Genomic DNA, 18275 nt, shown 5'->3' with positions numbered 1-18275 from the left:
CATTCTCAGGGGACCGGATACGCCCGGCCCGCTTCGGTCGTTCCGTAACCGCTCGATCCGGCCTTTCGGGCGGATCACTCACTCGCCGACGCTGATGCTCAGACCGGCGGCGATCGCAAAGGGCAGCAGGGTCACGGCCAGCATGGCCAGGCTGGCCAGCCACAGCAGGTGGCCGGTCGCCGGCAGTCCCTGCAGTGCCGCCTGCAACGCCCCGCTGCCGAGAATCAGCACGGGGATGTACAGCGGCAGGATCAACAGCGGCAGCAGCAGGCCGCCACGCTTGAGGCCCACGATCAGCGCTGCGCCGACGGCTCCGAGCAGGCTCAGAATCGGGGTGCCGAGCAGCAGCGAGAGCAGCAGCACCGGCAGGCAGCGGGCCGGCAACCCCAGCATCAGGGCCAGCAGCGGCGCCAGCAGGACCAGCGCCAGCCCGGAGAACAACCAGTGCGCCAGCACCTTGGCGAGCACCAGCAGCGGCAGCGGCTGCGGCGCCACCACCCATTGCTCCAGGGAGCCGTCCTCGAAGTCGCTGCGGAACAGCCCATCGAGCGAGAGCAGCACGGCGAGCAGCGCCGCCACCCAGATCAGCCCGGGCGAGAGCGTCTGCAAGAGCTGCGACTCGGGCCCCACGGCAAGCGGGAACAGGGCGATGACGATGGCGAAGAACACCAGCGGATTGACCAGTTCGGCCGGCCGGCGGAACAGCAGCCGCGACTCGCGGGCCAGCAGGAGGGCGAACACACTGCTCATGCGGCGTGCCGCTCCAGATCCAGCTCGCGGAAAGTCGCCGGCCTGATCTCCAGGCGGTGATGGGTGGTCAGCACGACCATCCCGCCACGCTCGCAGTGCCCCTGCAGATGCCGCTCCAGCTGGGCCACGCCCTGGCGGTCGAGGGCGGTGAAGGGCTCGTCGAGGATCCACAGCGGCGCCGCCTCCAGATGCAGGCGGGCGAGCGCCACGCGGCGCTGCTGGCCGGCCGACAGGGTATGGCAGGGCACATCCTCGAAGCCGCGCAGGCCGACTGCCGCCAGCGCCTGCCAGATCGCCTCGCGTCCGGCAGGACGATGCAGGGCGCAGAGCCAGGCGAGGTTCTCCTCGGCGGTCAGCAGCCCCTTGATGCCGGCGGCATGGCCGATCCAGAGCAGGTTGCGCGCCAGCTCGGCACGCTGACCGCGCAGACTGCGCCCCTGCAGGCGCACCTCTCCGGCCGTGGGTTGCATCAGGCCGGCCAGCAGGCGCAGCAGGCTGGTCTTGCCGCTGCCGTTGGGCCCGACCACCTGCAGCATGTCGCCGGGAACCAGCGCCAGGTCGAGCCGCTCGAACAGCATGCGCCAGTCCCGCTCGCAGGCGAGCGCCAAGGCTTCGAGAAAGGGGCTGGTCACAATAGGCTTACCATCGACCTCAACACGGCAATACCGGTCTGAGCGCGGCATGCGTCAATCCGGGCGGGCCCGCATTATACATGCCGAACCCACTGGCCGAAGGGGCTATTTTCGCCGCGCCGCCGCCTCGGCCGGGAGCATCAGGGAAAGCCGCCCGCCGGGGGCGCCCTACGCCGACTTCGCCTGCGCCGTGCGAATCAGATGCTCGACGAAGAACTCCACATGCCCCCGCGGGTTGGCCGGCAACGGCCAGCCATCGACCTTCTCGGCGATCGCCCGGAAGGCCAGCGCGCTCTTCGAGCGGGGAAACGCCTCGCAGACCGCCGTCTGCCGCTGCACCGCCCGGCGAAGGCTGTCGTCCCAGGGCACGGCACCGACGTACTGCAGGGTTGCGGCGAGGAACTGCTCGGTCAGCCGGAGCAGCTTGGCGAACAACTCGCGCCCCTCGCGAGGTCCCGCCACCATGTTGGCGAGGATCCGGAAGCGAGTCACCCCGCAGTCGCGATTGAGCAGCCTGATCAACGCGTAGGCATCGGCGATCGACGCCGGCTCGTCGCAGAGCACCACGAGCACTTCCCGCGCCGCCCGCACGAAGCCGACCGTCGAATCGTCGATGCCGGAAGCGGTGTCCACCACCAGCACGTCGAGCTGGTCGGCGAGCCGCCCGAAGTCATGGATCAGCCCGGCCTGCTGCCGGGCGGAGAGACGCGCCATGCTGCACATGCCGGAGGCCGCAGGCACCACACGGATACCGCCCGGCCCCGCCAGCACTATATCTTCCAGCCCACAGTCTCCAGCGAAGACGTCGACCAGGGTGCGCTCGGCGCCAAGACCGAGCAGCACGTCGACATTCCCCATCGCCAGATCGCCATCGAGCAGCATCACCCGCCGCCCGAGCCCGGCCAGCGCCAGCGCCAGATTCACCGCCGCCACACTCTTGCCCACCCCGCCCTTGCCACTGGTCACCGCAATGACCTGCACCGGACCCATGCTTGCCATGTCGCTCACTGCCTGCCTCGCCCGCCCACATCATTGACCGCCCGACCCACCAGGGTCCAGCATAACCACCGTGCCAGCAAGCCTACGCCAAGCTGGCCGCATCCAGGGCACGAACGCCCTTTTGCATGCACAACAAGGAGAAACCCATGAAGAAATGGCTGATTGCAGCACTGGCCGCCAGCTGCGCACTGCCCCTGCAGGCCGCGCCGCTCAGCGTCACGCTCGACGCGGTGAGCGGCGACGGCATCGGCGCAGCGCTCGGCACCGTCAGCATCGAGCAGAACGAACACGGCCTGGTCTTCACCCCCAACCTCGAGGGACTGCAACCCGGCATTCATGGCTTCCACGTCCACGCCTCGGGCAGCTGCGCCGTCGCGGAAAAGGACGGCCAGAAGGTCGCTGCCGGCGCCGCCGGCGGCCACTGGGATCCGCAGAATACCGCAAAGCATGGCCAGCCCTGGGGAGACGGCCACCTGGGCGACCTGCCGGCCCTCTACGTGGGCGCCGACGGCAAGGCCACGCAACCGGTGCTGGCACCGCGCCTGAAGGACCTGGCGGCACTCAAGGGTCATGCCCTGATGGTGCATGCCGGTAGCGACAACCATGCCGACAGCCCCGCGCCGCTGGGCGGTGGCGGAGCTCGGGTGGCCTGCGGCGTCATCAAGTGATCGCCTGAATCGCGCATCAGCACGGACGCCAAGCAACTCTCCCCTGCCGCCAGGCTTGATTCAAGCAGCAGGGGATCCGGTCGGAAACGGAGTTGGAGAACGTGATAAACAAAAAGGGTCACCTATACAGGCGACCCTTTGAACCCAATGGAGGGTAGAACTGGCGTCCCCTAGGGGACTCGAACCCCTGTTACCGCCGTGAAAGGGCGGTGTCCTAGGCCACTAGACGAAGGGGACGAAACCTTCGATGACAAAGCCGGCGATACGCGCCGACCTCGCGTGGAATTGGTGGAGCTAGACGGGATCGAACCGTCGACCTCTTGCATGCCATGCAAGCGCTCTCCCAGCTGAGCTATAGCCCCGGATTTAGCGTCTCTCGACGTAGACAGCGCCAAGGCGCTGTCGCTGGAAATGGCGTCCCCTAGGGGACTCGAACCCCTGTTACCGCCGTGAAAGGGCGGTGTCCTAGGCCACTAGACGAAGGGGACGAAACCTTCAAAACCGATCAGTCAAGCTGACTGACGTGGCCACTCTCGAATCGAGAGTGGTGGAGCTAGACGGGATCGAACCGTCGACCTCTTGCATGCCATGCAAGCGCTCTCCCAGCTGAGCTATAGCCCCGTCTCGAGGACGGGGCGCATATTAGGACCGCTCCAAACCCCTGTCAACAGATTTTTCGATTTTTTTTGCCAGTAGAACAACTACTTACCGGACACGGCGGTTCAGGACGCGCTACCCTGCCAGCTGGCGCGGGCCGCCGGAGGCTCGCGAGCGGCTAGGGACCCGGCCGGTGCGAGCACCCGCTCGAGAACCTCCGCCTCCAGCGCGGCGAGACGTGCCGAACCGCGGTTGCGTGGGCGCGGCAAGTCGATCGGCAGATCCAGGCCGATGCGCCCCTCCTCGATCAGGATCACCCGGTCGGCGACGGCGACCGCTTCGCTGACATCGTGGGTGACCAGCAGCACGGTGAAGCCATGCTGCTGCCAGAGCCGCTCGATCAGTTGCTGCATCTCGATGCGGGTCAGCGCGTCCAGCGCGCCCAGCGGCTCGTCGAGCAGCAGCAGGCGCGGGCGGTGGATCAGCGCCCGCGCCAGGGCCACGCGCTGCTTCTGCCCGCCGGACAGCGCCGCCGGCCACTCCCCGGCGCGCTCGGCCAGCCCCACCGCAGCCAGGGCCTCCTCGGCGCGGGGACGCCAGTCGCCGGACAGGCCGAGACCGACGTTGTCGATCACCCGTTTCCAGGGCAGCAGGCGCGCGTCCTGGAACATCAGCCGGGTGTCCTCGCGCACCTGTGCCAGCGGCACCTGGCCGGCCAGCAGCGCGCCGCCAGTGGGCGCATCCAGCCCGGCCAGCAGGCGCAGCAGGGTGCTCTTGCCGCAACCGCTGCGGCCAACCACCGCGACGAACTGCCCGGCCGGGATGTGCAGGTCGATCGCCTGCAGCACCTGGCGCTCGCCGAACGCCTTGTGGAGGCCTTCGAGCGCCAGCGGAATACCGTTCTTCAGCGTGTGCAGGGCGCTCATCGGGCACCTGCCTTGGCCTGATAGGCCGGATGCCAGCGCAGCCACAGGCGCTCCAGGGTGCGCGCCGCCACGTCGGCCAGCTTGCCGAGCACGGCATAAAGCAGGATCGCCAGCACCACCACGTCGGTCTGCAGGAATTCGCGGGCGTTCATCGCCAGATAGCCGATGCCGGAGCTGGCGGAAATGGTTTCCGCGACGATCAGCGTCAGCCACATGAAGCCGAGGGCGAAGCGCACGCCGACCAGGATCGACGGCAGCGCGCCGGGCAGGATCACCTGGCGGAACAGGGCGAACCCGGACAGGCCGTAGCTGCGCGCCATCTCCACCAGGCCGGCGTCGACGTTGCGGATGCCGTGGTAGGTATTCAGATAGATGGGAAACAAGGTGCCGAGGGCGACCAGGAAGATCTTCGCCGCCTCGTCGATGCCGAACCAGAGGATCACCAGCGGGATCAGCGCCAGGTGCGGTACGTTGCGCACCATCTGCACCGAGCTGTCGAGCAGGCGCTCGCCCCACTTCGACAGGCCGGTGACGAAACCGAGCAGCAGGCCGAGGCCGCCGCCGATGGCGAAGCCGATGCTCGCCCGCCAGCCGCTGATCGCCAGGTGTTGCCAGAGATCGCCGCTGGCGAGCAGGTTCCAGCCGGCCTCCAGCACCGCACTCGGTGCCGGCAGGATACGCGTGGAAAGCAGCCCGCTGGCCACCGCGCCCTGCCACAGCCCGAGCAGCGCCAGCGGCAGCGCCCAGGGCGAGAGGCGCTCGGCCAGCCGGTTGATATGGGTTGTACTCATTTTCAATCTCTTGAGTCTTGCGGTCCGTAGGCTGGAAAGTGCACGCAGCGCTTTCACGATGGTTGCCACGCTCCTGCGTGGGAACCCGCGACGTGGACGCTCGGCGTCCAGTGGGGGCAGCGTGCCCACGCAGGAGCGTGGGCACGATCAGCTCCCTACGAATCAACTGGCAGCCGCCGCCCTGGGCAGGATGTCGTTGGCCACCACCTCGCCGAACGGGCTGACGTAGCTGCGCCCTTCCGCCCTGGCCGGGCGCTCCAGCTCCAGATGCGGGAAGAGCAGCTCGGCGACCCGGTAGGACTCCTCCAGGTGCGGGTAGCCGGAGAGCACGAAGGTGTCGATGCCGAGATCGGCGTATTCCTTGATCCGCGCCGCCACGGTCGGGCCGTCGCCGACCAGCGCGGTGCCGGCCCCGCCACGCACCAGGCCGACGCCGGCCCAGAGGTTCGGCGACACCTCCAGATTGTCCTTGCTGCCGCCGTGCAGGGCAGCCATGCGCTGCTGGCCGACCGAGTCGAAGCGTGCCAGCGAGGCCTGGGCCTTGGCGATGGTCTCGTCGTCCAGGTGACTGATCAGGCGGTCGGCGGCCGCCCAGGCCTCCTCGCTGGTTTCGCGGACGATCACGTGCAGGCGGATGCCGAAGCGCACCGTGCGCCCGTGGCGGGCGGCGCGGGCGCGCACGTCGGCGATCTTCTCGGCCACTGCGGCCGGCGGCTCGCCCCAGGTCAGGTAGAGGTCGACCTGCTCGGCGGCCAGCTCGTGGGCGGCTTCCGAGGAGCCGCCGAAGTACAGCGGCGGATGGGGCTGCTGGAGCGGTGGATAGAGCAGCCTGGCGCCCTCGACCCAGATGTGCTTGCCCTTCAGGTCGACGGTCTCGCCGGACAGCACGCCACGCCAGATGCGGGTGAATTCGGCGGCCGCCTCGTAGCGTTCGGCGTGGGAGAGGTGCAGGCCCTCGCCGGCCAGTTCCTCCGGGTCGCCGCCGGTCACCAGGTTGAACAGCGCACGACCGCCGGACAGCCGGTCGAGGGTCGCCGCCTGGCGTGCCGCCACGGTCGGCGAAATGATCCCCGGGCGCAGGGCGACGAGGAACTTCAGGCGCTGGGTGACCGGAATCAGCGAGGCGGCGACCAGCCAGGAGTCCTCGCAGGAACGCCCGGTGGGAATCAGCACGCCACCGAAACCGAGGCGGTCGGCGGCCTGGGCGATCTGCTGCAGGTAGGCGTGGTCGACGGCGCGGGCGCCCTCGGCGGTGCCCAGGTAGTGGCCGTCGCCGTGGGTGGGCAGAAACCAGAAAACATTCAGACTCATGGAGTGATCTCCTTTCGATGGGGGCTTGGGAGTGCGGGCGAACGCCGGTGAACTACTGCCGGGCCAGCTTGGCCGGCGGCGTCCAGACCACGTCCTCGATGCTCAGGCGCTTGGGAATCAGCTTCAGCTCGGCGAAGGTGTCGGCGATCTTCTGCTGTGCCGCGACCACCGCCGGGGTGAGCGGCTGCGCGCCGTAGCCCTGGCGCACCACCGCCTGGTGGGTGATTTCCGGGGACAGGCCGATCAGCGGCGCGACCTGCGCGGTGACCTTCTGCGGATCGGCCCTGGAATCCTCGCCGACGCTGCGCACTTCCTCGATCAGCGCCTCGATCACCTGCGGGTGCTTGCCGACGTAGGCTCCGCTGGCCAGATAGAACTGATGGTTGTCGACGATGCCCTGGCCGTTGCGCAGGGTGCGCGCCGCCAGCTGCTTCTCGGCGGCGGACTGGAAGGGGTCCCAGATCACCCAGGCGTCCACCCGGCCACCCTCGAAGGCGGCGCGGCCGTCGGCCGGCGGCAGGTACACCGGGGTGATGTCCCGGATGCCCAGGCCCGCCTCTTCCAGGGCGCGGACCAGCAGGTAGTGGACGTTGGAGCCCTTGTTCAGGGCGACCTTCTTGCCCTTGAGTTCGGCGACGCTCCTGATCGGCGAATCCTGGGGTACCAGGATCGCCTCGCCCAGCGGAGCCGGCGGCTCGAAGGCGACATAGCGCAGGTCGGCGCCGGCGGCCTGGGCGAACACCGGCGGGGTTTCGCCGGTCACGCCGAAATCGACGGAGCCGACGTTCAGGCCCTCCAGCAGCTGCGGGCCGCCGGGGAACTCGGTCCACTGCACCTCGATGCCCTGGGCCGCCAGGCGCTTCTCGAGCGTGCCCTTGGCCTTGAGCAGCACCAGGGTTCCGTACTTCTGATAGCCGATCCGCAGGGTCTCGGCCTGTGCCTGGGTGATGGCGCCGAAGGAAACGGCTGCCGCGAACAGGGCAGCCAGACTTCGACGCAAAGTGATGGCGCGCATGGGCGACCGCTCCTTCGCATTGACTGGGTGTGCGACCTGCTCGCCCGTTGACGGGCCAGTAAGGCGGGGGTTCCGCTGCTGACAGCGGCTGAGGAAATCAGAGACTCCGGCGGACGTGTTCCGACCGGTCGTGGGGCAGGCGAACTTCCAGGGACCCGCTGCGGCGGATCAGCGCGGCGAGCAGATCGTCGAGGGACTCGTCGAGCCGCTCGACCAGCTCGTCGGCGAAGCGCGCCGGCTGCTCGCCCTCGGGATAGGCGATCTGCGCATCCACGGCGAACACCCCGGTCAGCACCTCCTGGGCCTTGAGCGCCGAGAGCACCGGCTTGAGGGCGTAATCCACCGCCAGCAGATGGGCCGGACTGCCGCCGCTGACCACCGGCAGCACCACCTTGTCGCTCAGCACCCGTTCGGGCAGCAGATCGAGCAGCACCTTCAACGCGCCGGAGAAGGATGCCTTGTACACCGGGGTCGCAACGATCAGGCCGTCGGCCAGGCCGACCGCGGCCTGCAGGTCGCGCACCGCGGCGCTGTCGAAGCGGGCGTGGAGCAGTTCCTCGGCGGCGAAGTCGCGCACCCGGATCAGCGACACCGCGATCCCCCGGCGCTCCAGGTAGTCGCGGGCGTAGTCCAGCAGCAGCTCGCCACGCGAGCGTTGCGAGGGACTGCCGGACAACAGGACAACGTGCATGCTCGTCTCCTTAGCGGTTCGGTTGCGGGGTCAGGCGCAGATAGGGTTTCACCGCACGGAAACCTTTCGGGAAGCGCTGCTTGAGCTCGTCAGGGTCCTGCAGCGAGGGCACGATCACCACTTCCTCGCCGTCCTGCCAGTTGGCCGGGGTGGCGACCTTGTAGTGGTCGGTCAGCTGCAGCGAGTCGATCACCCGCAGGATCTCATGGAAGTTGCGCCCGGTGCTCGCCGGATAGGTGATGATCAGCCGCACCTTCCTGTTCGGGTCGACGATGAACAGCGAACGCACGGTCAGGGTGTCGCTGGCGTTCGGATGGATCAGGTCGTAGAGCCCGGAGACCTTGCGATCGGCATCGGCGAGGATCGGGAAGTTGACCTGGACGTCCTGGGTTTCCTCGATGTCGCCGATCCACTTCAGGTGGGAGTCCACCGGGTCCACCGAGAGCGCGATGGCCTTGACGTTGCGCCTGGCGAACTCGTCCTTGAGCCTGGCGGTGAAGCCCAGTTCGGTGGTGCACACCGGGGTGAAGTCGGCCGGGTGGGAAAACAGGACTCCCCAGCTGTCGCCCAGCCACTCGTGGAAACGGATGCGGCCGGTGCTGGAATCCTGTTCGAAGTCGGGGGCGATGTCGCCGAGACGGATGCTCATGGTCTGCTCCTGCAGTCTAGTCCTGAACGGGAGGCCACTATGAGCAGGACGAAAATAAAACAAAAAGAATAAATATTAATTTATTAATAACCAAAAATAATAAAAAGAAGGTTCCTGTTGCGGAATATTCAAGTAACTAAATATTCTTTTATGGAATAAGAAAGAGTCTTCTATAGTTCTGCACTCTCTACGTCCGACAACCTTGGATCGTCTCCATGAAGCGACTGCTGACCTCTTCCCTGCTGGCGGCCGGCGTGGCCCTGGCCTCCGTCGCCAGCCAGGCGGCCCCCCTGCTCAACGTCTCCTACGACGTGATGCGCGACTTCTACAAGGAATACAACCCGGCCTTCCAGAAGCACTGGCAGGCCGAAGGCAACCCGCCGCTGCAGATCCAGATGTCCCACGGCGGCTCCAGCAAGCAGGCGCGCGCGGTGATCGACGGCCTGCCGGCCGACGTCATCACCATGAACATGGCCACCGACATCAACGCTCTGCACGAACACGGCAAGCTGATTCCGGAGAACTGGGCCGAGCGCCTGCCGGACAACAGCGCGCCCTTCACCTCGGCGACCGTGTTCATCGTTCGCAAGGGCAACCCGAAACAGCTCAAGGACTGGCCCGACCTGCTCAAGGACGGCGTGCAGGTGGTGGTGCCCAATCCCAAGACCTCGGGCAACGGCCGCTACACCTACCTCTCGGCCTGGAGCTACGTGCTGAAGAACGGCGGCGACGAACAGGCCGCCCGCGACTTCGTCGGCAAGCTGTTCAAGCAGGCCCCGGTGCTCGACACCGGCGGCCGCGCCGCCACCACCACCTTCATGCAGAACCAGATCGGCGACGTGCTGGTGACCTTCGAGAACGAGGCGGAAATGATCGCCCGCGAATTCGGTCGCGGCGGCTTCGAGGTGGTCTATCCCAGCGTTTCCGCCGAAGCCGAGCCGCCGGTGACGGTGGTCGACAAGGTGGTCGACAGGAAGGGGACCCGCAAGGAGGCCGAGGCCTACCTGAAGTACCTGTGGTCCGACGAGGGCCAGCGCATCGCCGCCAACAACTACCTGCGTCCGCGCAACCCGACGATTCTCGCCGAGTTCGCCGACCGCTTCCCCAGGGTCGAGCTGCTCAACGTGGTGAAGACCTTCGGCGACTGGCCGACCATCCAGAAGACCCACTTCAACGACGGCGGCGTGTTCGACCAGGTCTACGGCGGCCGCTGAACCCCTGCCCCCTCGCCGTCCCCCGGGTGGAAAACCGTTCGGCGTTTTCCACCCGCCCCTCTCCGCGCAGACGCGTTCCCCAACCGGAGGCACGGAATCCCGCCCCGCGGTTTGTCCCCTCCGCCACAACAGACCTCGTCCGCTATGTAGAGAAGCGTACAGAAAACCGGAAACGCCCTTGTAGAATCAACGACTTATTCAGTGGCATGGAGCTTGCTGGAAGGCTTTCTCCGTGGTTACCAAGGCTGGACCGGCATGAAACTTCTCATCGATCGACCCTACGTCGAGGCGTTGGTCAGCACATTCCCCGAGCTGTCGGCGCTGACCCATCAACTGAAATTCGGCAACCGGGCCGAAGTGGTCTTCGAGCAGCTGACGCTGGCGCAGCTCGACCACCTGCACCGGCTGTACCTCGCCGCAGGGCCGAGCATGGAGCTGCGCGCGGCGCAGATCGCCACCCTGCGCCGGGCGGTCAGCGACGGCGGCGAGCGCTACGGCGAGCGCGACCTAGAGCGAATGGTCCCGGCGGTCGCCGAGTTCCTGATCCGCGGCGCGCTCCGCGGCTGGCTGTTCAAGATCAACATGGCCGGCAAGCCGCTCGCCTACCTGGTGTCGCGCATCGACTTCACCCCGCCGGGCGAGGAGGAAAGCGGGCGCATCCTGATCGAGCTGAAGGCCAACTCCATGGCGCGGGTCACCTCGCAGACCCTGACCATCCTCGAGCGCGACATCCTCGGCCGGACCATCGCGGAAATCCTCATCGCCAAGGGCTTCCTCCGCGAAACCCCGGAGCTGATCGCCGCCTACGACCACTCCACGGCGCGCTTCTTCGAGCACCGCGCCGACTACGGCCGGCAGTTCGCAGCGAGCGGCACCGGGATCTTCGCCGAGGACCCGACCGCCACCCACCGCAACACCGACTGGACCCGCAAGGAACGGGTGGTGCTCTCCTCCTCCGGCGGCAGCGCGCGGCTGGTCAACGACGAGGAGATCCTCAAGGACCGCGCACTGGTGCTCGACGCCAGCGGCGACGTGCTCGGCAAGTACCTGCGCAAGGCCGGACGCAGCGTGAAGTACGACGAGCGCGTGGAGAAGGCCACCGAAGCGGTGCGCAGCGACATCCCCGAGGGAGTGTTCGCCGAGCTGCCGGTGCATGGCTACATCCTGATGTTCCACCTCGACCTGCACCACCACCTGTGGGTGCACGTCGACGACATGCAGCCCTACGTCTACCAGCCGGAACTCAAGGACAAGCTGATCCTGCCGCCGGAGCAGACCGACCTGATCGACATCCTCACCGCCGAGATGGACGTGCTGATGGACGACATCGTCGAGGGCAAGTCCGGCGGCACCACGGTGCTCTGCGCCGGCCCGCCCGGGGTGGGCAAGACGCTGACCGCCGAGGTCTACTCGGAGATCATCAAGCGCCCGCTGTACCGCGTGCACTCCGGCCAGCTCGGCCTGAACGTCGCGGAGATGGAAAAGACCCTCAAGGCCACCCTGACCCGCGCCCAGCGCTGGGGCGCGGTGATGCTGATCGACGAGGCCGACGTATACATCAAGCGGCGCGACGACAACATCACCGCCAACGCGGTGGTCGGCGTGTTCCTGCGCGTGCTGGAGTACTTCAACGGCCTGCTGTTCCTCACCACCAACCGGGTCGACGACATCGACGAGGCGGTGGTGTCGCGCTGCATCGCGCTGATCAAGTACCACCCGCCCGGCCTGGAGGATCGCCGGCGGATCTGGCAGGTGATGACCGAGCAGTTCGGCCTGAGCGTCGCCCCCGAACTCTGCGAGCGCCTAGCTGCCCTCTTCCCGGACGCCAGCGGCCGCGACATCAAGGGCCTGGCCAAGCTGGTGGCCAAGTACTGCCACCACAAGTCGGTGGAACCGGGCCTGGCGGTGTTCGAGCGCTGCAGCATCTTCCGCGGCATGGACATGGGCAGGCACGCCTGAACGGAGTCCGTAATTCAGGTCAAGGCCACCCTGCTGCCGGCCGGCAGCAGGGCGGCAATCGGAAAATCCACGGAGCGTTCTGCATGATCAACGTCCTCACCCCCTATCAACTGCTCGGCGGCGCGGAAGGTGTGCGCCGGCTGTGCAACGCCTTCTACGACAACATGGAGCGCCTGCCCGAGGCGGAGACCATCCGCCGCATGCACGGCGCGGACACCGGTCCGGTGCGCGAGAAGCTCTTCGAGTACCTCTCCGGCTGGCTCGGCGGTCCGAAGCTGTACCTGGAGAAATACGGCACCGTGGCCATGGGCCCGGCGCACCAGCCCTTCGCCATCGGCCCGAAGGAGCGCGACCAGTGGATGCTCTGCCTGAACAAGGCACTGGACGACATCGGCGCCAGCGAGACGGCCAAGGGGCTGATCAAGGCGCCGATCTACGCCTTCGCCGACCACCTGCGCAACCGCGCAACCTCGGATTGAGGGCGAAACCTTCACAGTCTCCATCGGTGGGTAAGGCTGCGCCATTACCCACCCTGCGGAAGCCGACACCTGAAGGCTTGCCGTAGCCGTAGGGTGGAAAACTCGCGCAGCGATTTTCCACCGCCTGCCCCGACGACGGTCAGGTCACTGCACGCAGCTCCACAGCTCGACCGCCGGTCGCTCCGCCCGCGGCGGGCCGAGCCATTCGGCCAGGGCATGGCAGGCGCCATCGAGGCACAATTGGTAGTCCCCCGCCTCGGGCGTGCGCCCCAGGCGCAGGGGCTGCAGCGGCGGCAGCTGGCGCCGGTAGTGCCAGCTGCCGTCGTGCAGCACGGCGCCGTCCGGGATCTCCATGCCGGCGCCGCTGCCCCTGACCCGCGCCTCGCCGAGCAACAAACCCTCTGCGGTAACGCGGTAGTCCTCCTCCCAGCGGATCTTCTCGATCGTGTGGCTCCAGGCCAGGGTGAAGGCCGGCACGGGCAGCTGTGCCCATACCGCGCCGGCCAGCCCCAGGCACAGGCCGATCACGCCGTCGCCACCTCGGCACGGCGGGCACGCCAGAAGTGCTGGGCGAGGAACAGCACACCGAGGGCGAAGCCGATCTCGTCGGTCACCGGCATGGCCATGACCATCGACACCCCGGCGGCGAAGGCCAGCAGGCGCTCCCACCAGCTCAGGTCGCGCTGCAGGTGGCCGGTGAACCCCGCGCCCCACAGAGCGATGGCGAAGGCCGCCTTGAACAGCACGTAGAGGATCGCCAGCCAGCTGTCGCTCTGCAGCATCAGCGCCGGATCGTAGACCGCCATGAACGGCACCACGAAACCGGCCACGGCGATGCGCACCGCCCACAGGCCGATCTTCAGTCCGCTCTCGCGGGCGATCGGCGCCGCGGCGAAGGCGGCCAGGGCCACCGGCGGCGTCAGGTCGGCCATGATGCCGAAGTAGAAGACGAACATGTGCGAGACGATCAGCGGCACGCCGAGGTCGAGCAGCGCGGGCGCGGCGATCGAGCTGGTGATGATGTAGTTGGGGATGGTCGGAATGCCCATGCCCAGCACCAGGCAGGTAAGCATGGTCAGCACCAGCGAGAGGAACAGGTTGTCCTGGCCGATGGCGAGGATATAGCCGGCGAAGGTCGAGGCCACCCCGGTCAGCGACACCACGCCGATGATCACCCCGACCAGGGCGCAGGCGATGCCTACCGGCACCGCATGGCGCGCGCCCTCGACCAGCGCGTGCAGACACACGGTGAGGGTGTCGCGGCCGCCCTTGACGAACCAGCAGATCGCCACCAGCACACCGATGACGCCGAACACCACGCCGATGCCAAGCTGGAAGAAGCCGGCGCAGAGGATGCCGAGGGCGATCCAGAAGGCGATGCGCAGGGCATTGGACGACACCTTGAGGATGATCGCCGAGCCGAGGATGACCATGGCGGTCAGCGCCAGGCCCACGGTACCGGAGAACATCGGCGTGCGCCCGGAGAACAGCAGGTAGACCAGCACGCCCAGCGGGATCAGCAGGTACCAGCTTTGCTTCACCGCCGCCCAGGCGTCCGGGCACTGCTCCTTGGGCAGGCCCTTGAGCCCGGCGCGCTTGGCCTCCAGATGGACCATCCAGAAGGTCGAGCCGAAATACAGCAGCGCCGGCAGCAGGGCGGCCTTGGCCACCTCGGCGTAGGGCACGTTGATGGTCTCGGCCATGATGAAGGCCACCGCACCCATCACCGGCGGCATGATCTGACTGCCCATGCTGGCGGTGGCCTCCACGGCGCCAGCGAAGGCCGCCTTGTAGCCGAAGCGCTTCATCAGCGGGATGGTGAACTGGCCGGTGGTGACCACGTTGGCGACCCCGGAGCCGGTGATGGTGCCCATCAGCGCCGAGGAGACCACCGACACCTTGGCCGGACCGCCCAGCTTGTGGCCGAACAGGCCCATGGAGAAGTCGGTGAACAGCTTGATCATCCCGGCCTGCTCGAGGAAGGAGCCGAACAGGATGAACAGGAAGATGTAGGTGGCCGAGACGTAGGTCGGCGTGCCGTATAGGCCCTCGGTGCCGAAGGCCAGCTGGTTGACGATCTGGTCGAAACCGTAGCCGCGGTGCGCCAGGTCGCCCGGCAAGTATTCGCCGAACAGGCCGTAGGCGAGGAACAGCGCGCAGATCAGCGGCAGGGCAATGCCCATCACCCGCCGCGCCGCCTCGAACACCAGCACGATGAGGACGATGCCGATGGCCATGTCGGCGTCGGTCAGCTCGCCGGAGCGCTGGATCAGGTCGGCCTCGAACACCCACTGATAGGCGAAGGTGCTCATGCCGGCAAGGCCGAGCAGCCAGGCCAGCGGCTGGAACGGGCGGTCGGTACCGCGTGTCGGGTAGCAGAGGAACACCAGCAGCAGCAGGAAGCCGACGTGGCCGGCGCGCAGGATCTGGGTACTCACCGGATGGAAGGCGGCGGTGATGATCTGGTAAACGGAGAACAGCAGGGCGACGGCGAACAGCGCCTTCGGCCACTCGCTGGGACTGGCGTGCATGCCTTGGCTTTCGCTCATGGGACACCTCGGGACGAAAATCGGGAAGAGGACGAGAGCCACCGGCAGAACCTGCACGCACAGGCCCCACCGGCAGGTGCGGCGGGCCGCGCCGGAGCGCCGCCGCCGCAAACCGGACGGCTTACTTCAGCACGCCGGCTTCCCTGTAGAAGCGCTCGGCACCGGGGTGCAGCGGGATCGGCAGGTTGCTGGTGGCGTTTTCCAGCTTGATGTCCTTGGCCGCGGAGTGGGCGTTGCCCAGGGCCGGCAGGTTGTCGAACATCAGTTTGGTCATCTGGTAGGCGACCTCGTCGGACACCTTGGCGTGGCTGACTAGGATGTTGGTGATGGCCACGGTGGGTACGTCGGCGGTCTGCCCCTCGTAGGTGCCGGCCGGAATCACGCCGGCCTGGTAGGCCGGGCTGCCGATCTTCGCCACCACCTCGGCAGGAATGGCGACGAAGGTCACCGGCATGGTGGTCGCCAGGTCGCGGATCGCCGCCATGCCCAGGCCCGAGGACTGCAAGGTGGCGTCGAGCTGGCGGTTCTTGATCAGCTCCACCGATTCGGCATAGGGCAGGAACTCCACCTTGCCCAGGTCCTCGTAGGTCATCCCGGCGGCCTTGAAGATGGCCCGGGCGTTCAGCTCGGTGCCGGACTTCGGCGCGCCGACCGAGATGCGCTTGCCCTTGAGGTCGGCCAGGGTCTTGATGCCGGAATCGGCGCTGGCGACCACCTGGATGTAGTTGTGGTAGGTGCCGGCGATGGCCCGCAGGCTCTTCAACGGTGCCTTGAAGCCGGCATCCTCCACCCCGTTCCAGGCGTCGGCCACCGAGTCGCCGAGAGCGAAGGCCAGCTCGCCGCGACCGGCCTGCAGCAGGTTGAGGTTCTCCACCGAGGCCTTGGTCGCCTGCACCGAGGTCTTGGCGCCCTCGATGTTCTTGCCGTACAGCTGCGACAGGGCGACGCCGACCGGGTAGTAGACCCCGCTGGTGCCCCCGGTGAGGATGTTGATGAAGGTGGGCGCGGCCAGGACCGCGGTGCTGGCAGTGAAGGCCGCGGCAGCGGCGAACAGGCTAAAATGCTTGCTCAGTTTCATTTTTTATTCTCCAGATTTCTTCCATGGATACTGCGTTCGCCGCCTGCAGACGGCGAGAGGCAGGAGCTATACGGCTGACGGGAACAACGGGCATGAGGAGGATGGGAACTCGCCTTGACGCTGTTCTTGGACTCGGCCGGCATAACCTCACCAGCATACCGCAACCATAGTGCCACCAGCACCCGATAGCTCTGGAATGCGGGTTTGCGCCGGAAGGCCGGAGGATGGTAAGCGGATTTTGCCGAGCAGGAACAGCCGTCGGCAAAAATCCGCCGACGCACCATCCCGGAAGACGGGAGCGGAAAGGATCGGAACGCCCGCCGGGACCGGCGGGCGGGAGGACGACGGTCAGCGGTCGTGGTGCAGGTAGGCCGCCTGCTTCGGCAGGCGCAGGCTGAAGCAGAAGGCGATCGCCAGCATGCCCGTCACGTACCAGTAGAAGACTTCCTCATGGCCGATGGACTTCAGGCCCAGCGCCACGTATTCGGCGGTGCCGCCGAACATGGCGTTGGCGATGGCATAGGACAGGCCGACGCCCAGCGCGCGCACCTCCGGCGGGAACATCTCGGCCTTCACGATGCCACCGATCGAGGTATAGAAGCTGATGATAGCCATGCCCAGGATGATCAGCAGGCAGGCTAGCACGGGGCTGCCAGCAGTCTTGAGGGTCATCAGGATCGGCAGGGTGCAGAGGGTGCCCAGGGCGGCGAACGAGAGCATCGAGGCGCGCCGGCCGATGCGGTCGGACAGGGAGCCGAACAGCGGCTGCATCAGCATGTAGCAGAACAGCGCGAAGGTCATGATGCCGCTGGCGGTCTTGGCGTCCATGCCCACCGAGTTGACCAGGTATTTCTGCATGTAGGTGGTGAAGGTGTAGAACATCAGCGAGCCGCCGGCGGTGTAGCCGAGCACGGTGATGAAGGCGGCCTTGTGGTGCTTGAACAGGCCGGCCATGCTGCCCGCCTCCTTGCTGGCACGGGTTTCCGCAGTGGTGGTTTCCTCCAGGGAACGGCGCAGCAACAGGGCGATCACCGCGGCGATGGCGCCGATCACGAACGGTATGCGCCAGCCCCAGGCCTTCAGCTCATCGGTGCTGAGCAACTGCTGCAGAATCACCACCACCAGCACCGCCAGCAACTGGCCGCCGATCAGGGTGACGTACTGGAACGAGGAGTAGAAGCCGCGCTTGCCCTTGAGCGCCACCTCGCTCATGTAGGTCGCGGTGGTGCCGTATTCGCCGCCGACCGACAGGCCCTGGAACAGGCGGCAGAGCAGCAGCAGGACCGGCGCGGCCACGCCGATGCTCTCGTAGGTCGGCAGGAAGGCGATGACCAGCGAACCGGCGCACATCATCAGCACCGAGATCAGCATCGAGGTCTTGCGGCCGTGCTTGTCGGCGATCCGGCCGAACAGCCAGCCGCCGATCGGGCGCATCAGGAAGCCGGCGGCGAACACCCCGGCAGTGTTGAGCAGTTGGACGGTGGGATCGTCCGAGGGGAAGAAGGCCGGGGCGAAGTAGATGGCGCAGAAGGCGTAGACGTAGAAGTCGAACCACTCCACCAGGTTGCCGGAGGAGGCGCCGACGATGGCGAAGATCCGCTGGCGGCGCTCGGCAGCCGTGTACTCGGTATCCCGAGCGGTCATGCGCGGGGTTTCGTCGGGGCGGTCGGCGGCAAGGTTTGCAGGGACGCACAGGTCGGGACTGCTGGGGATTGTCATTGTATTTCTCCGTTTCTTCTGGGAGTTCCTTGCTGCGCGGCAGTCGCCGCGCAGCCGGCAAGGAGCCTCTGGACAGCGGAGCGGACAGTCGTCACGCCGGGTGCCAGGGCAACGGAGGATGCTTTAGCAGGAACCAGGCCAAGACACGGGAAGGCTCTGGATTGCGGCTTTGCGACAGAATGGCCGGCGGCGGTCGGCAGACTGCCGCCGACGCCGGCGGGCAAATCGGCAAGAATCCGCCGACGGCT

At 67.2% G+C, this 18275-nt stretch carries 17 protein-coding genes and 4 tRNA genes; 4 read left to right on the top strand and 17 right to left on the bottom strand.

Annotated elements, in window-relative coordinates; genetic code table 11:
• Positions 1 to 78: 78 nt before the first annotated feature.
• From ccmB to EV691_RS07385, 3 genes are all read right to left on the bottom strand, one after another.
• The gene (ccmB, locus tag EV691_RS07395) at positions 79 to 750 is read right to left on the bottom strand and encodes a heme exporter protein CcmB (protein ID WP_039804904.1); all 672 of its coding nucleotides are present in this window, start codon (positions 748 to 750) and stop codon (positions 79 to 81) included.
• Positions 747 to 1433: a cytochrome c biogenesis heme-transporting ATPase CcmA gene (ccmA, locus tag EV691_RS07390; protein WP_131301941.1), complete on the bottom strand. Its 687-nt coding sequence runs from the start codon at positions 1431 to 1433 to the stop codon at positions 747 to 749. Before ccmA ends, ccmB begins: the two co-directional genes overlap by 4 nt.
• 117 nt (positions 1434 to 1550) lie before the next feature.
• The gene (locus EV691_RS07385; protein WP_131302022.1) at positions 1551 to 2381 is read right to left on the bottom strand and encodes a MinD/ParA family protein; all 831 of its coding nucleotides are present in this window, start codon (positions 2379 to 2381) and stop codon (positions 1551 to 1553) included.
• Positions 2382 to 2527: 146 nt separating this feature from the next.
• Between EV691_RS07385 and sodC the strand changes: the two genes are divergently transcribed.
• Positions 2528 to 3049 (top strand): superoxide dismutase family protein, encoded by a 522-nt coding sequence (gene sodC / locus EV691_RS07380; protein ID WP_165496620.1) that lies wholly within the window; start codon positions 2528 to 2530, stop codon positions 3047 to 3049.
• Between the two features lie 161 nt (positions 3050 to 3210).
• Here sodC and EV691_RS07375 read toward each other — a convergent pair.
• From EV691_RS07375 to EV691_RS07330, 10 genes are all read right to left on the bottom strand, one after another.
• Positions 3211 to 3286: transfer RNA gene (locus tag EV691_RS07375), tRNA-Glu, on the bottom strand.
• Between the two features lie 49 nt (positions 3287 to 3335).
• Positions 3336 to 3411, bottom strand: a tRNA-Ala gene (locus EV691_RS07370).
• 50 nt (positions 3412 to 3461) lie between these two features.
• Positions 3462 to 3537, bottom strand: a tRNA-Glu gene (locus tag EV691_RS07365).
• A gap of 57 nt (positions 3538 to 3594) precedes the next feature.
• Positions 3595 to 3670, bottom strand: a tRNA-Ala gene (locus tag EV691_RS07360).
• 101 nt (positions 3671 to 3771) lie between these two features.
• Positions 3772 to 4572, bottom strand: a complete 801-nt coding sequence (gene ssuB / locus EV691_RS07355) for an aliphatic sulfonates ABC transporter ATP-binding protein (RefSeq protein ID WP_131301947.1) — start codon at positions 4570 to 4572, stop codon at positions 3772 to 3774.
• Positions 4569 to 5363, bottom strand: coding sequence for an aliphatic sulfonate ABC transporter permease SsuC (gene ssuC / locus EV691_RS07350; protein ID WP_131301950.1), 795 nt, complete (start codon positions 5361 to 5363; stop codon positions 4569 to 4571). The genes ssuB and ssuC overlap by 4 nt, the downstream gene beginning before the upstream one ends.
• 162 nt (positions 5364 to 5525) lie before the next feature.
• Positions 5526 to 6674, bottom strand: coding sequence for an FMNH2-dependent alkanesulfonate monooxygenase (gene ssuD, locus EV691_RS07345; RefSeq protein WP_131301953.1), 1149 nt, complete (start codon positions 6672 to 6674; stop codon positions 5526 to 5528).
• 52 nt (positions 6675 to 6726) lie between these two features.
• On the bottom strand, positions 6727 to 7689 hold the full coding sequence (locus tag EV691_RS07340; protein WP_131301956.1) for a sulfonate ABC transporter substrate-binding protein: 963 nt from the start codon (positions 7687 to 7689) through the stop codon (positions 6727 to 6729).
• A gap of 97 nt (positions 7690 to 7786) precedes the next feature.
• Positions 7787 to 8380 (bottom strand): NADPH-dependent FMN reductase, encoded by a 594-nt coding sequence (gene ssuE / locus EV691_RS07335; RefSeq protein WP_039804919.1) that lies wholly within the window; start codon positions 8378 to 8380, stop codon positions 7787 to 7789.
• 10 nt (positions 8381 to 8390) lie between these two features.
• A complete protein-coding gene (locus EV691_RS07330) occupies positions 8391 to 9029 on the bottom strand; it encodes a peroxiredoxin (RefSeq protein WP_131301958.1) in 639 nt (212 codons plus the stop codon).
• A gap of 215 nt (positions 9030 to 9244) precedes the next feature.
• Between EV691_RS07330 and EV691_RS07325 the strand changes: the two genes are divergently transcribed.
• The 3 genes from EV691_RS07325 to EV691_RS07315 all read left to right on the top strand — a co-directional run bounded on the left by EV691_RS07325 (position 9245) and on the right by EV691_RS07315 (position 12681).
• Positions 9245 to 10243, top strand: a complete 999-nt coding sequence (locus tag EV691_RS07325; RefSeq protein WP_131301961.1) for a sulfate ABC transporter substrate-binding protein — start codon at positions 9245 to 9247, stop codon at positions 10241 to 10243.
• A gap of 255 nt (positions 10244 to 10498) precedes the next feature.
• Entirely contained in the window at positions 10499 to 12202 is a 1704-nt protein-coding gene (locus tag EV691_RS07320; RefSeq protein WP_242672653.1) for an AAA family ATPase, read from the top strand.
• A gap of 83 nt (positions 12203 to 12285) precedes the next feature.
• Positions 12286 to 12681, top strand: coding sequence for a group II truncated hemoglobin (locus tag EV691_RS07315; protein WP_131301967.1), 396 nt, complete (start codon positions 12286 to 12288; stop codon positions 12679 to 12681).
• 144 nt (positions 12682 to 12825) lie between these two features.
• Here EV691_RS07315 and EV691_RS07310 read toward each other — a convergent pair whose 3' ends face one another.
• The 4 genes from EV691_RS07310 to EV691_RS07295 form a co-directional block, all read right to left on the bottom strand.
• Entirely contained in the window at positions 12826 to 13209 is a 384-nt protein-coding gene (locus EV691_RS07310) for a DUF1850 domain-containing protein (protein WP_131301970.1), read from the bottom strand.
• Positions 13206 to 15230, bottom strand: a complete 2025-nt coding sequence (locus EV691_RS07305) for a TRAP transporter permease (RefSeq protein WP_131301973.1) — start codon at positions 15228 to 15230, stop codon at positions 13206 to 13208. Before EV691_RS07305 ends, EV691_RS07310 begins: the two co-directional genes overlap by 4 nt.
• Before the next feature lie 121 nt (positions 15231 to 15351).
• On the bottom strand, positions 15352 to 16308 hold the full coding sequence (locus EV691_RS07300) for a TAXI family TRAP transporter solute-binding subunit (RefSeq protein WP_131301976.1): 957 nt from the start codon (positions 16306 to 16308) through the stop codon (positions 15352 to 15354).
• 348 nt (positions 16309 to 16656) lie between these two features.
• Positions 16657 to 17952 carry an MFS family transporter gene (locus EV691_RS07295; RefSeq protein WP_207388629.1) on the bottom strand — a complete coding sequence of 432 codons (1296 nt, stop codon included), beginning with the start codon at positions 17950 to 17952 and terminating at the stop codon, positions 16657 to 16659.
• Positions 17953 to 18275: the final 323 nt, after the last annotated feature.

Source organism: Azotobacter chroococcum, assembly GCF_004339665.1.
Taxonomy (GTDB): domain Bacteria; phylum Pseudomonadota; class Gammaproteobacteria; order Pseudomonadales; family Pseudomonadaceae; genus Azotobacter; species Azotobacter chroococcum.
The sequence above is the reverse complement of the archived record's forward strand: the minus strand, read 5'-3'. Positions and strand labels throughout refer to the sequence as shown.

Coding starts and splice junctions, on each gene's coding strand:
- EV691_RS07340 (WP_131301956.1), bottom strand. CDS start 7,689: ATGCGCGCCATCACTTTGCGTCGAAGTCTGGCTGCCCTGTTCGCGGCA.
- EV691_RS07320 (WP_242672653.1), top strand. CDS start 10,499: ATGAAACTTCTCATCGATCGACCCTACGTCGAGGCGTTGGTCAGCACA.
- ccmA (WP_131301941.1), bottom strand. CDS start 1,433: ATGCCGCGCTCAGACCGGTATTGCCGTGTTGAGGTCGATGGTAAGCCT.
- EV691_RS07315 (WP_131301967.1), top strand. CDS start 12,286: ATGATCAACGTCCTCACCCCCTATCAACTGCTCGGCGGCGCGGAAGGT.
- ssuC (WP_131301950.1), bottom strand. CDS start 5,363: ATGAGTACAACCCATATCAACCGGCTGGCCGAGCGCCTCTCGCCCTGG.
- ssuE (WP_039804919.1), bottom strand. CDS start 8,380: ATGCACGTTGTCCTGTTGTCCGGCAGTCCCTCGCAACGCTCGCGTGGC.
- EV691_RS07295 (WP_207388629.1), bottom strand. CDS start 17,952: ATGACCGCTCGGGATACCGAGTACACGGCTGCCGAGCGCCGCCAGCGG.
- sodC (WP_165496620.1), top strand. CDS start 2,528: ATGAAGAAATGGCTGATTGCAGCACTGGCCGCCAGCTGCGCACTGCCC.
- EV691_RS07330 (WP_131301958.1), bottom strand. CDS start 9,029: ATGAGCATCCGTCTCGGCGACATCGCCCCCGACTTCGAACAGGATTCC.
- EV691_RS07305 (WP_131301973.1), bottom strand. CDS start 15,230: ATGAGCGAAAGCCAAGGCATGCACGCCAGTCCCAGCGAGTGGCCGAAG.
- EV691_RS07385 (WP_131302022.1), bottom strand. CDS start 2,381: ATGGCAAGCATGGGTCCGGTGCAGGTCATTGCGGTGACCAGTGGCAAG.
- EV691_RS07325 (WP_131301961.1), top strand. CDS start 9,245: ATGAAGCGACTGCTGACCTCTTCCCTGCTGGCGGCCGGCGTGGCCCTG.
- ssuD (WP_131301953.1), bottom strand. CDS start 6,674: ATGAGTCTGAATGTTTTCTGGTTTCTGCCCACCCACGGCGACGGCCAC.
- ssuB (WP_131301947.1), bottom strand. CDS start 4,572: ATGAGCGCCCTGCACACGCTGAAGAACGGTATTCCGCTGGCGCTCGAA.
- EV691_RS07300 (WP_131301976.1), bottom strand. CDS start 16,308: ATGAAACTGAGCAAGCATTTTAGCCTGTTCGCCGCTGCCGCGGCCTTC.
- ccmB (WP_039804904.1), bottom strand. CDS start 750: ATGAGCAGTGTGTTCGCCCTCCTGCTGGCCCGCGAGTCGCGGCTGCTG.